Origin of the sequence: Buttiauxella sp. (assembly GCF_049686335.1) — a bacterium.
Taxonomy (GTDB): domain Bacteria; phylum Pseudomonadota; class Gammaproteobacteria; order Enterobacterales; family Enterobacteriaceae; genus Buttiauxella.
Genome location: NZ_JBAVHX010000030.1, coordinates 18,921 through 32,250, shown reverse-complemented (window position 1 = coordinate 32,250; position 13,330 = coordinate 18,921). Strand labels below are relative to the sequence as shown.

Genomic DNA, 13,330 nt, shown 5'->3' with positions numbered 1-13,330 from the left:
CAGAAGGCGTTGAGATGGTAATGCCTGGTGACAACATCAAAATGGTTGTTACCCTGATCCACCCAATCGCGATGGACGACGGTCTGCGTTTCGCAATCCGTGAAGGCGGCCGTACTGTAGGCGCGGGCGTTGTTGCTAAAGTTATCGCTTAATCGCTGATAACATTTGACGCAACGCGCAAGAAAAGGGCATCATTTGATGCCCTTTTTGTACGCTCTCTATCCAGAACCTGGCTCATCAGTGATTTTTTACTCATAATCATTGCTGAGACAGGCTCTGAAGATGGCGTTATACCGAATAGTACCTGAGAAAGAGCCATTCGGTTTGGTTTTGCCTCGCACATGCGGGGCAAAAATGTTTGTCTGAATTACTGTGACGGGTTGGTTTATGAGTGCGAATACCGAAGCTCAAGGAAGCGGGCGCGGCCTGGAAGCGATGAAATGGCTGGCAGTTGCTGCTCTGCTTATTGTGGCGATCGTGGGCAACTACATTTATAGAGATGTGAGTCTGCCTCTGCGTGCCCTGGCCGTGGTTGTGCTGATTGCTGCAGCGGGTGGTGTCGCGCTGTTAACAACAAAAGGCAAAGCTACTGTTGCTTTCGCCCGCGAAGCGAGAACCGAAGTTCGTAAAGTGATTTGGCCAACTCGCCAGGAGACTTTACACACCACCTTAATCGTGGCTGCAGTTACCGCTGTAATGTCACTGATTTTGTGGGGGCTGGACGGTATTCTTGTCCGCCTGGTTTCTTTTATTACTGGCCTGAGGTTCTGAGATGTCTGAAGCCCCTAAAATGCGCTGGTACGTCGTTCAGGCGTTTTCCGGTTTTGAAGGCCGCGTAGCAACATCGCTGCGTGAGCACATCAAATTGCACAACATGGAAGAGTTGTTTGGTGAAGTCATGGTTCCGACCGAAGAAGTGGTCGAAATCCGTGGTGGCCAACGTCGCAAAAGCGAACGTAAATTCTTCCCGGGCTATGTTCTGGTCCAGATGGTAATGAACGACGCGAGCTGGCACTTAGTGCGTAGCGTACCGCGTGTGATGGGTTTCATCGGCGGTACTTCTGACCGCCCTGCACCAATCAGCGATAAAGAAGTTGATGCGATTATGAACCGCCTCCAGCAGGTTGGTGATAAGCCGCGTCCTAAAACGCTGTTTGAGCCAGGCGAGATGGTACGCGTCAGTGATGGTCCATTTGCCGACTTTAACGGTGTGGTTGAAGAAGTAGATTACGAAAAGAGCCGCTTGAAGGTTTCTGTATCTATCTTTGGTCGTGCTACGCCGGTTGAGCTTGATTTTGCTCAGGTAGAGAAAGCCTAAGAATTAGCTTGTAAAAGCAGCGATTATTCGTTGCACAAGGCGCGAGATTGAACTACAATTTCGCGCCTTTTGTTTTTATGCGTCCTGTACGTATAAAACGATTTATTTACGGGGAGCCTTCATTGTGTAAGGCGTTATAACCCACTAGAGGAAATTAAGATGGCTAAGAAAGTACAAGCCTACGTCAAGCTGCAAGTTGCAGCTGGTATGGCGAACCCAAGTCCACCAGTTGGTCCAGCTCTGGGTCAGCAAGGTGTTAACATCATGGAATTCTGTAAAGCGTTCAACGCAAAAACTGAATCCATGGAGAAAGGTCTGCCAATTCCGGTTGTTATTACCGTTTACGCTGACCGTTCTTTCACTTTCGTTACTAAAACTCCACCGGCTGCTGTTCTTTTGAAGAAAGCTGCAGGTATCAAGTCTGGTTCCGGTAAGCCGAACAAAGACAAAGTGGGTAAAGTGACCCGTGCTCAGGTGCGTGAAATCGCAGAAACCAAAGCTGCGGACATGACTGGTTCTGACGTTGAAGCGATGACTCGCTCCATCGAAGGTACTGCTCGTTCCATGGGCCTGGTAGTGGAGGATTAAGAAATGGCTAAACTGACCAAGCGCATGCGCGTGATCCGTGACAAAGTTGATGCAACTAAACAGTACGACATCAACGAAGCCGTTGCTCTGCTGAAAGAGCTGGCCACCGCTAAATTCGTAGAAAGCGTTGACGTTGCTGTAAACCTCGGCATCGACGCTCGTAAATCTGACCAGAACGTACGTGGTGCAACTGTACTGCCGCACGGTACTGGCCGTTCAGTTCGCGTAGCCGTATTTGCCCAAGGCCCTAACGCTGAAGCAGCTAAAGCTGCTGGCGCTGAGCTGGTAGGTATGGAAGATCTGGCTGACCAGATCAAAAAAGGCGAAATGAACTTTGACGTTGTTATCGCATCTCCAGATGCAATGCGCGTTGTTGGCCAACTGGGCCAGGTTCTGGGTCCACGTGGCCTGATGCCTAACCCTAAAGTTGGTACTGTAACTCCTAACGTTGCTGAAGCGGTTAAGAACGCTAAAGCTGGTCAGGTTCGTTACCGTAACGACAAAAACGGCATCATTCACACCACCATCGGTAAAGTGGATTTTGACACTGACAAACTGAAAGAAAACCTGGAATCTCTGCTGGTTGCGCTGAAAAAAGCTAAACCATCTCAGGCTAAAGGCGTTTTCATTAAGAAAGTTAGCCTGTCTACCACTATGGGTGCAGGTGTTGCGATCGACCAGTCTGGTCTGAACGCGGTAGCGAACTAATAATCGCTGCTTTACGCGGGCGTTAGATTAGTCTAAAATCTTACGCCCGTTGCCTTGCAATGCGAGGCACACAGAATTTTCGGTTGGAGCCTGGCCTTATCCAGGCCTCCGTCCAAGACCGCAGGAGTTTCGCAAGAGACTTAATACCCTGCGTAGACGGTGACAGAACCTGAAGAATATTTTTGATAGTCTTTGGCTTGTTTCTGCTCACCGTATGTCGACGTTCATTATCGTTTTGGTAATGAATGAAGTGAGTTCCGGGGGAAACCCCGGCTAATATCCAGGAGCAAAGCTAATGGCTTTAAATCTTCAAGACAAACAAGCGATTGTTGCTGAAGTCAGCGAAGTAGCCAAAGGTGCGCTGTCTGCGGTTGTTGCGGATTCCCGTGGCGTTACCGTAGGTAAAATGACTGAACTGCGTAAAGCAGGTCGTGAAGCTGGCGTTTACATGCGTGTTGTTCGTAACACCTTGCTGCGCCGCGTTGTTGAAGGTACTCAGTTTGAGTGCCTGAAAGACACGTTTGTTGGTCCAACCTTGATTGCATATTCTATGGAACACCCGGGCGCTGCTGCTCGTCTGTTCAAAGATTTCGCTAAAGCGAATGCAAAATTTGAGGTTAAAGCTGCAGCCTTTGAAGGTGAGCTGATCCCGGCGGCCCAGATCGATCGCCTGGCAACTCTGCCAACTTACGAAGAAGCAATCGCACGCCTGATGGCAACCATGAAAGAAGCCTCTGCAGGCAAATTGGTTCGCACTCTGGCTGCTGTACGCGATCAGAAAGAAGCTGCTTAATTGCACTTTTCTCTCTAACGCATTTGCTTACGTATAAACTTATTCTGATTTTCAGGAACAATTGTTATGTCTATCACTAAAGATCAAATCATTGAAGCAGTTGCAGCTATGTCTGTAATGGATGTTGTTGAACTGATTTCTGCAATGGAAGAAAAATTCGGCGTTTCTGCTGCTGCCGCTGTAGCTGTTGCTGCAGGCCCAGCTGAAGCTGTTGAAGAAAAAACTGAGTTCGACGTTATTCTGAAAGCTGCTGGCGCTAACAAAGTTGCCGTCATCAAAGCAGTACGTAGCGCGACTGGCCTGGGTCTGAAAGAAGCAAAAGACCTGGTTGAATCCGCTCCAGCTGCGCTGAAAGAAGGCGTGAGCAAAGATGACGCAGAAGCACTGAAAAAATCTCTGGAAGAAGCTGGCGCTGAAGTTGAAGTTAAATAAGCCAACCCTTTCGGTTGCAGCCTGAGAAATTAGGCTGATGGCTGGTGACTTTTTAGTCACCAGCCTTTTTGCGCTGTAGGCGCCAGTAGCATTTCACACTGTTTGACTACTGGTTGTCTTTCAATGCTTGTCTCTATCTACGCCTTAATATACTACGACTTTCTACACCGGGAGTTCCGGGGTAAAGCGTAGCGAAATGGTTTAAGAGTGATAGAAACAGGTATTGCGGAAAGTGTTCCACTTTCCGGTCCACAAAATAGTGTTGCACAAACTGTCCCCTTGTCGGGCAGATGGGTCGACTTGTCAGCGAGCTGAGGAACCCTATGGTTTACTCCTATACCGAGAAAAAACGTATTCGTAAGGATTTTGGAAAACGTCCACAAGTTCTGGACATTCCTTATCTCCTTTCTATCCAGCTTGACTCGTTCCAGAAGTTCATCGAGCAAGATCCTGAAGGCCAGTACGGTCTGGAAGCGGCTTTCCGTTCCGTTTTCCCTATTGCAAGCTACAGCGGTAACTCTGAGCTGCAATATGTGAGCTATCGTCTGGGTGAGCCGGTATTTGACGTTAAAGAATGTCAGATCCGCGGCGTGACGTATTCCGCTCCCCTGCGCGTAAAACTGCGTCTGGTGATCTACGAGCGTGAAGCGCCAGAAGGCACCGTTAAAGATATTAAAGAACAAGAAGTCTACATGGGTGAAATTCCACTCATGACTGATAACGGTACCTTCGTTATCAACGGTACTGAGCGTGTTATCGTTTCTCAGTTACACCGTAGCCCAGGCGTGTTCTTTGATAGTGACAAAGGTAAAACCCACTCTTCTGGGAAGGTGCTGTATAACGCACGTATCATCCCTTACCGTGGTTCCTGGCTGGATTTCGAATTCGACCCGAAAGACAACCTGTTCGTGCGTATCGACCGTCGCCGTAAATTACCAGCGACCATCATCCTGCGTGCATTGCAGTACACCACTGAGCAGATTCTTGATCTGTTCTTTGAGAAAGTTAATTTCGAAATCCGTGACAACAAGCTGCAGATGGAATTGGTGCCAGAACGCCTACGTGGTGAGACTGCATCCTTTGACATCGAAGCTGACGGCAAAATCTATGTCGAAAAAGGTCGCCGTATTACTGCGCGCCATATTCGTCAGCTGGAAAAAGACGATATTAAGCTTATCGAAGTTCCGGTTGAATACATTGCTGGTAAAGTCGCGGCTAAAGACTACGTTGATGCATCGACTGGCGAACTGATTTGCCCGGCGAACATGGAACTGTCTTTGGATCTGTTGGCTAAACTGAGCCAGTGTGGTCATAAGCGTATCGAAACGCTGTTTACCAACGACCTGGATCACGGCGCATACATTTCTGAGACCATCCGTGTCGACCCAACCAACGATCGCCTGAGCGCGCTGGTTGAAATCTATCGCATGATGCGTCCTGGCGAGCCACCAACTCGCGAAGCAGCTGAAAACCTGTTTGAGAACCTGTTCTTCTCCGAAGACCGTTATGACTTGTCTGCGGTTGGTCGTATGAAGTTCAACCGTTCTTTGCTGCGTGATGAGATCGAAGGTTCAGGTATCCTGAGCAAAGACGACATCATCCAGGTAATGCGTAAACTGATCGGCATTCGTAACGGCCAGGGCGAAGTGGATGATATCGACCACCTCGGCAACCGTCGTATCCGTTCCGTAGGCGAAATGGCGGAAAACCAATTCCGTGTTGGCCTGGTACGTGTTGAGCGTGCGGTTAAAGAGCGTCTGTCACTGGGCGATCTCGATACCCTGATGCCTCAGGATATGATCAACGCCAAGCCTATCTCTGCTGCGGTTAAAGAGTTCTTCGGTTCCAGCCAGCTGTCTCAGTTTATGGACCAGAACAACCCGTTGTCTGAGATTACGCACAAACGTCGTATCTCCGCACTCGGCCCGGGTGGTTTGACCCGTGAGCGCGCAGGCTTCGAAGTACGTGACGTACACCCAACCCACTACGGTCGTGTATGTCCAATCGAAACCCCTGAAGGTCCGAACATCGGTCTGATCAACTCCCTGTCTGTATATGCACAGACTAACGAATACGGTTTCTTAGAAACTCCGTATCGTCGCGTTGTTGAAGGTGTTGTGACTGACGAGATTCATTACCTTTCTGCTATTGAAGAAGGTAACTACGTTATCGCTCAGGCGAACACCAACCTGGACGAAGAAGGCCGTTTCGTAGACGACCTTGTAACTTGCCGTAGCAAAGGCGAATCAAGCTTGTTCAGCAACGACCAGGTTGACTACATGGACGTTTCCACCCAACAGGTGGTTTCCGTCGGTGCGTCCCTGATCCCGTTCCTGGAACACGATGACGCCAACCGTGCATTGATGGGTGCGAACATGCAACGTCAGGCCGTTCCAACTCTGCGCGCTGATAAGCCGCTGGTTGGTACTGGTATGGAACGTGCTGTTGCCGTTGACTCCGGTGTTACTGCGGTTGCTAAACGTGGCGGTACTGTTCAGTACGTTGATGCGTCTCGTATCGTTATCAAAGTTAACGAAGACGAAATGCTGGCTGGTGAAGCAGGCATCGACATCTACAACCTGACCAAATACACCCGTTCGAACCAGAACACCTGCATCAACCAGATGCCATGTGTTTCTCTGGGCGAGCCTGTTGAACGTGGCGATGTGTTGGCAGACGGTCCGTCTACTGACCTTGGTGAGCTGGCTCTTGGCCAGAACATGCGCGTAGCGTTCATGCCGTGGAACGGTTACAACTTCGAAGACTCCATCCTCGTATCCGAGCGTGTTGTTCAGGAAGATCGTTTCACAACTATTCACATCCAGGAACTGGCATGTGTGTCTCGTGACACCAAGCTGGGGCCAGAAGAGATCACTGCGGACATCCCTAACGTGGGTGAAGCTGCTCTTTCTAAACTGGATGAGTCCGGTATCGTATATATCGGTGCTGAAGTGACCGGTGGTGACATTCTGGTTGGTAAGGTAACGCCTAAAGGTGAAACCCAGCTGACTCCAGAAGAGAAACTGCTGCGTGCAATCTTCGGTGAGAAAGCGTCTGACGTTAAAGACTCTTCTCTGCGCGTACCAAACGGCGTTTCCGGTACCGTTATCGATGTGCAGGTCTTTACCCGCGATGGCGTGGAAAAAGACAAGCGCGCGCTGGAAATCGAAGAGATGCAGCTGAAGCAGGCTAAGAAAGACCTGACTGAAGAACTGCAGATCTTTGAAGCTGGTCTGTTTGCTCGTATCCATGCTGTGCTGGTTGCTGGCGGTGTTGAAGCTGAGAAGCTCGACAAATTGCCACGCGATCGCTGGTTGGAACTGGGTCTGACTGACGAAGAGAAGCAAAACCAGCTGGAACAGCTGGCAGAGCAGTACGACGAGCTGAAGCACGAGTTTGAGAAGAAACTTGAAGCTAAGCGCCGCAAAATCACTCAGGGCGATGACCTGGCACCTGGCGTGCTGAAAATCGTTAAAGTGTATCTGGCCGTTAAACGTCAGATCCAACCTGGTGACAAGATGGCAGGTCGTCACGGGAACAAAGGTGTTATCTCCAAGATCAACCCGATCGAAGATATGCCTTACGATGAAAACGGCACGCCGGTAGACATCGTACTGAACCCGCTGGGCGTACCATCTCGTATGAACATCGGTCAGATTCTGGAAACCCACTTGGGTATGGCTGCTAAAGGCATCGGCGAGAAAATCAACGCCATGCTGAAAAAGCAGGAAGAAGTTTCCAAGCTGCGCGAATTTATTCAGAAAGCGTATGACCTGGGTTCAGATGTTCGTCAGAAAGTTGACCTGAACACCTTCAGCGATGATGAAGTTCTGCGTCTGGCTGAGAACCTGAAAAAAGGTATGCCGATTGCTACTCCTGTCTTCGACGGTGCAAAAGAGTCTGAAATCAAAGAGCTGCTGAAACTGGGTGACCTGCCGACTTCCGGTCAGATCACACTGTTCGACGGCCGTAGCGGTGAGCAGTTTGAGCGTCCAGTAACCGTAGGTTACATGTACATGCTGAAACTTAACCACCTGGTTGATGACAAAATGCACGCGCGTTCTACCGGTTCTTACAGCCTGGTTACTCAGCAACCGCTGGGTGGTAAGGCTCAGTTCGGTGGTCAGCGCTTCGGTGAGATGGAAGTGTGGGCGCTGGAAGCTTACGGTGCTGCTTATACTCTGCAAGAAATGCTGACTGTTAAGTCTGATGACGTTAATGGCCGTACTAAGATGTATAAAAACATCGTGGACGGTAACCATCAGATGGAACCAGGCATGCCGGAATCTTTCAACGTATTGTTGAAAGAAATCCGTTCGCTGGGTATCAACATCGAGCTGGAAGACGAGTAATTACTCGCATCTGCTGTACTGGTTACAGGATGTCCGGGTCACACCGGACATCTCTGAGAAGTCTCACTCCGACGGGAGCTAATCCGTGAAAGACTTACTTAAGTTTCTGAAAGCGCAAACTAAGACCGAAGAGTTTGATGCGATCAAAATCGCTCTGGCATCGCCAGACATGATCCGTTCCTGGTCTTTTGGTGAAGTTAAAAAGCCGGAAACCATTAACTACCGTACGTTCAAACCAGAACGTGACGGTCTGTTCTGTGCTCGTATTTTTGGGCCAGTAAAAGACTATGAGTGCCTGTGCGGTAAGTACAAGCGCTTGAAACACCGTGGTGTAATTTGTGAGAAGTGCGGCGTTGAAGTAACCCAAACTAAAGTGCGTCGTGAGCGCATGGGTCACATCGAGCTGGCTTCCCCAACTGCACACATTTGGTTCCTGAAGTCTCTGCCGTCTCGTATCGGCTTGCTGCTGGATATGCCACTGCGTGATATCGAACGTGTTCTTTACTTCGAATCATATGTGGTAATCGAAGGCGGGATGACCAACCTCGAGCGTCGTCAGATCCTGACTGAAGAGCAGTATCTGGATGCGCTGGAAGAGTTCGGTGACGAATTCGATGCGAAGATGGGTGCGGAAGCTATTCAGGCCTTGTTGAAAAACATGGATCTGGAGCAAGAGTGTGAAACTCTGCGTGAAGAGCTGAACGAAACCAACTCTGAAACCAAACGTAAAAAGCTGACCAAGCGTATCAAACTGCTGGAAGCGTTCGTTCAATCTGGTAACAAACCAGAGTGGATGATCCTGACAGTTCTGCCGGTTCTGCCGCCAGATCTGCGTCCATTGGTACCGCTGGATGGCGGTCGTTTCGCAACTTCAGATCTGAACGATCTGTATCGTCGCGTTATCAACCGTAACAACCGTTTGAAACGCCTGCTGGATCTGGCTGCTCCTGACATCATCGTACGTAACGAAAAACGTATGTTGCAAGAAGCGGTAGATGCCCTGCTGGATAACGGCCGTCGCGGTCGTGCGATCACCGGTTCTAACAAGCGTCCTCTGAAATCTTTGGCTGATATGATCAAAGGTAAACAGGGTCGTTTCCGTCAGAACTTGTTGGGTAAACGTGTTGACTACTCCGGTCGTTCTGTAATCACCGTAGGTCCATACCTGCGTCTGCATCAGTGCGGTCTGCCTAAGAAAATGGCACTGGAGCTGTTCAAGCCGTTCATCTACGGCAAGCTGGAATTGCGTGGTCTTGCTACCACCATTAAAGCTGCGAAGAAAATGGTTGAGCGCGAAGAAGCTGTCGTTTGGGATATCCTGGACGAAGTTATCCGCGAACACCCGGTACTGCTGAACCGTGCACCAACTTTGCACCGTTTGGGTATCCAGGCATTTGAACCTGTACTGATCGAAGGTAAAGCTATCCAGCTGCACCCGCTGGTTTGTGCGGCATATAACGCCGACTTCGATGGTGACCAGATGGCAGTACACGTTCCACTGACGCTTGAAGCTCAGTTGGAAGCGCGTGCGCTGATGATGTCTACCAACAACATCCTGTCACCTGCGAACGGCGAACCAATCATCGTTCCTTCACAGGACGTTGTATTGGGTCTGTACTACATGACCCGTGACTGTGTTAACGCCAAAGGCGAAGGCATGGTGCTGACTGGCCCTAAAGAAGCTGAGCGTATCTATCGCGCAGGTCTGGCCTCTCTGCATGCGCGTGTAAAAGTGCGTATCACCGAATACGAAAAAGGCGAGAACGAAGAGTTCGTTGCCAAAACCAGCTTAATCGACACCACCGTTGGTCGTGCGATTCTGTGGATGATCGTACCGAAAGGTCTGCCTTACTCCATCGTCAACCAGGCGCTGGGCAAGAAGGCAATCTCCAAGATGCTGAACACTTGTTATCGTATCCTGGGCCTGAAGCCTACAGTAATCTTTGCTGACCAAACGATGTATACCGGCTTTGCTTATGCAGCGCGTTCAGGTGTATCCGTTGGTATCGATGACATGGTCATCCCAGAGAAGAAAACTGAAATCATTTCTGAAGCGGAAGCTGAAGTTGCTGAAATTCAGGAACAGTTCCAGTCTGGTCTGGTAACAGCAGGCGAGCGCTATAACAAAGTTATCGATATCTGGGCTGCGGCGAACGATCGTGTATCTAAAGCGATGATGGACAACCTGCAAACTGAAACCGTTATTAACCGTGACGGCGTCGAAGAGCAACAAGTTTCCTTCAACAGCATTTACATGATGGCCGACTCCGGTGCTCGTGGTTCTGCAGCACAGATTCGTCAGTTGGCAGGTATGCGTGGTCTGATGGCTAAGCCAGATGGCTCTATCATCGAAACGCCAATCACCGCGAACTTCCGTGAAGGTCTGAACGTACTCCAGTACTTCATCTCCACGCACGGTGCTCGTAAAGGTCTGGCGGATACCGCACTGAAAACTGCGAACTCCGGTTATCTGACGCGTCGTCTGGTTGACGTTGCACAGGATCTGGTTGTTACCGAAGACGATTGTGGCACCCTCGAAGGTATCACGATGACTCCGGTGATCGAAGGCGGCGATGTTAAAGAACCACTGCGCGATCGCGTATTGGGCCGTGTAACGGCTGAAGATGTGATCAAGCCGGGTACTGCGGACATCCTGGTAACCCGTAACACCCTGATCGATGAGCAATGGTGTGACGTGTTAGAACTGAACTCTGTTGACAGCGTTAAAGTCCGTTCCGTAGTAGGTTGCGAAACTGACTTTGGTGTTTGTGCTCACTGCTATGGTCGCGACCTGGCCCGTGGTCACATCATCAACAAAGGTGAAGCTATCGGGGTTATCGCGGCACAGTCCATCGGTGAACCAGGTACTCAGCTGACGATGCGTACGTTCCACATCGGTGGTGCGGCATCTCGTTCTGCTGCTGAATCCAGCATTCAGGTTAAGAACAAAGGTAGCATCAAGCTCAGCAATGCGAAGTCGGTTGTAAACTCTGCCGGTAAACTGGTAGTGACTTCTCGTAACACTGAACTGAAACTGATCGACGAATTCGGTCGTACTAAAGAGAGCTATAAAGTTCCTTACGGTGCGGTAATGGGTAAAGGTGATGGCGAGCAGATTGCAGCGGGCGAGACCGTAGCAAACTGGGATCCGCACACAATGCCAGTCGTCTCCGAAGTAAGTGGTTTCATCCGCTTTACTGACATGGTTGATGGCCAGACCATTACTCGTCAAACTGACGAACTGACAGGCTTGTCATCTCTGGTTGTTCTGGATTCTGCAGAGCGTACTACAGGTGGTAAAGATCTGCGTCCAGCACTGAAAATTGTTGATGCTCAAGGTAACGACGTTCTGATCCCTGGTACAGATATGCCAGCTCAGTACTTCCTGCCAGGTAAAGCGATTGTTCAGTTGGAAGATGGTACTCAGATTCACTCTGGTGACGCCCTGGCGCGTATTCCTCAGGAATCCAGTGGTACCAAGGACATCACCGGTGGTCTGCCACGCGTTGCGGATCTGTTCGAAGCGCGTCGTCCGAAAGAGCCAGCTATCCTTGCTGAAATCAGCGGGATCATCTCCTTCGGTAAAGAAACCAAAGGCAAACGCCGTCTGGTAATCTCTCCACTCGATGGCAGCGATGCTTACGAAGAGATGATTCCAAAATGGCGTCAGCTGAACGTGTTCGAAGGCGAAGTTGTAGAACGTGGTGACGTTGTTTCCGATGGTCCAGAATCTCCGCATGACATTCTGCGTCTGCGTGGCGTGTATGCTGTGACTCGTTATATCACCAACGAAGTGCAGGACGTTTACCGTCTGCAAGGCGTTAAGATTAACGATAAACACATCGAAGTCATCGTGCGTCAGATGCTGCGTAAAGCAACCATCGTTGACGCTGGCAGCTCCGACTTCCTGGAAGGTGAGCAGGCTGAATACTCTCGCGTCAAGATCGCTAACCGCGAACTGGAAGCGAACGGCAAGATTAACGTGTCCTTCTCACGTGATCTGCTGGGTATCACCAAAGCCTCTCTGGCAACCGAGTCCTTCATCTCCGCGGCATCGTTCCAGGAGACAACTCGTGTGCTTACCGAAGCAGCTGTTGCGGGTAAACGCGACGAACTGCGCGGCCTGAAAGAGAACGTTATCGTGGGTCGTCTGATCCCAGCTGGTACCGGTTATGCGTACCACCAGGATCGCATGCGCCGTCGTGCAGCGGGTGAAGCACCTGTTGTACCTCAGGTAACTGCAGCAGATGCAACTGCCAGCCTGGCAGAGCTTCTGAATGCCGGTGGTCTGGGCGGTAACGACAACGATTAATCGTTAGAGTCGCTAAAAACAAAAACCGCTCGAAAGAGCGGTTTTTTTATGCCTGAAATAAATCAGAAATCAGTTAGCTAAAGGCAGGCGACGATACAGTTCAATCATGTCTTCAGCTAAATCTTGAATCACCATCGCATTCATCAAGTGATCCTGGGAATGCACGGTAATCAAGTTAACGGGCAGTTTACCGGTACCTTCATCTAACCCGATCAGCTGGGTCTGAATTTTGTGCGCATGTTTTACAAACTCACGAGATTCTTCCATCGCTTGTTGCGCCGCTGCGAAATCACCTTTACGTGCCATTTGCAGTGCTGTCAGTGCCTGGCTGCGTGCGCTACCCGCATTGACCAACAATTCCATGATAATCGTTTCTAAATCTTCCACGTTTCAGGACTCCATCATTTTCAGAGCTTTATCCAGCACGACATCACCTTTCATCATGCCGTAATCCATCATATCGATAACGGCAACCGTTTTACCCATCGGTTCTGCAATAGCCTGAAGTTTGGCGTGTTCATATTTAACTTGTGGGCCTAATAGCACAATATCGGCGGTATCGATATTGTCTTTGAATTCGGCAACCGGCACAGCCTTGATAGAGACTTCAATACCTTTCTTCTGAGCGGCGTCCTTCATGCGTTGGACCAAAATGCTAGTCGACATACCCGCTGCACAACACAAAACGATATTCTTCATAGATCTGCTCTCAGTGTCCGTTGGATATACAGATAATTATCCGTGACGCCTCGGTACAACAACCGCTTTGCGATGATTGTGTGTGAGGTATCACAAAAGAAACTCGTATGAGCTGAAACCGGTTACAT

General features: G+C 49.8%; 10 protein-coding genes and 1 pseudogene. 9 read left to right on the top strand and 2 right to left on the bottom strand.

Features of this window, described 5'->3' with window-relative positions; all coding sequences use genetic code 11:
- The 9 genes and pseudogenes from tuf to rpoC form a co-directional block, all read left to right on the top strand.
- Positions 1-152, top strand: a pseudogene (tuf, locus tag WBL83_RS18255) (elongation factor Tu); the annotation flags it as partial.
- 235 nt (positions 153-387) lie between these two features.
- Complete coding sequence (secE, locus tag WBL83_RS18250; RefSeq protein WP_034461807.1) at positions 388-771, top strand: preprotein translocase subunit SecE; 384 nt, start codon at positions 388-390, stop codon at positions 769-771.
- A 1-nt stretch (position 772) separates the two neighbouring features.
- Positions 773-1,318 (top strand): transcription termination/antitermination protein NusG, encoded by a 546-nt coding sequence (nusG, locus tag WBL83_RS18245; protein WP_034461806.1) that lies wholly within the window; start codon positions 773-775, stop codon positions 1,316-1,318.
- A 159-nt stretch (positions 1,319-1,477) separates the two neighbouring features.
- A complete protein-coding gene (rplK, locus tag WBL83_RS18240; RefSeq protein ID WP_120066378.1) occupies positions 1,478-1,906 on the top strand; it encodes a 50S ribosomal protein L11 in 429 nt (142 codons plus the stop codon).
- 3 nt (positions 1,907-1,909) lie between these two features.
- On the top strand, positions 1,910-2,614 hold the full coding sequence (gene rplA, locus WBL83_RS18235) for a 50S ribosomal protein L1 (RefSeq protein ID WP_424590456.1): 705 nt from the start codon (positions 1,910-1,912) through the stop codon (positions 2,612-2,614).
- A 295-nt stretch (positions 2,615-2,909) separates the two neighbouring features.
- Positions 2,910-3,407: a 50S ribosomal protein L10 gene (gene rplJ, locus WBL83_RS18230; RefSeq protein ID WP_424590455.1), complete on the top strand. Its 498-nt coding sequence runs from the start codon at positions 2,910-2,912 to the stop codon at positions 3,405-3,407.
- Positions 3,408-3,473: 66 nt separating this feature from the next.
- Positions 3,474-3,839, top strand: coding sequence for a 50S ribosomal protein L7/L12 (gene rplL / locus WBL83_RS18225; protein WP_183273243.1), 366 nt, complete (start codon positions 3,474-3,476; stop codon positions 3,837-3,839).
- Positions 3,840-4,162: 323 nt separating this feature from the next.
- Entirely contained in the window at positions 4,163-8,191 is a 4,029-nt protein-coding gene (gene rpoB, locus WBL83_RS18220) for a DNA-directed RNA polymerase subunit beta (protein ID WP_424590454.1), read from the top strand.
- A gap of 85 nt (positions 8,192-8,276) precedes the next feature.
- The gene (gene rpoC / locus WBL83_RS18215) at positions 8,277-12,503 is read left to right on the top strand and encodes a DNA-directed RNA polymerase subunit beta' (RefSeq protein ID WP_424590453.1); all 4,227 of its coding nucleotides are present in this window, start codon (positions 8,277-8,279) and stop codon (positions 12,501-12,503) included.
- A 69-nt stretch (positions 12,504-12,572) separates the two neighbouring features.
- On the opposite strand, the gene WBL83_RS18210 is transcribed toward rpoC, so the two are convergent.
- Complete coding sequence (locus WBL83_RS18210) at positions 12,573-12,890, bottom strand: PTS lactose/cellobiose transporter subunit IIA (RefSeq protein ID WP_064541387.1); 318 nt, start codon at positions 12,888-12,890, stop codon at positions 12,573-12,575.
- 3 nt (positions 12,891-12,893) lie between these two features.
- Positions 12,894-13,202, bottom strand: a complete 309-nt coding sequence (locus WBL83_RS18205; RefSeq protein ID WP_034492306.1) for a PTS sugar transporter subunit IIB — start codon at positions 13,200-13,202, stop codon at positions 12,894-12,896.
- Between the last annotated feature and the right edge of the window lie 128 nt (positions 13,203-13,330).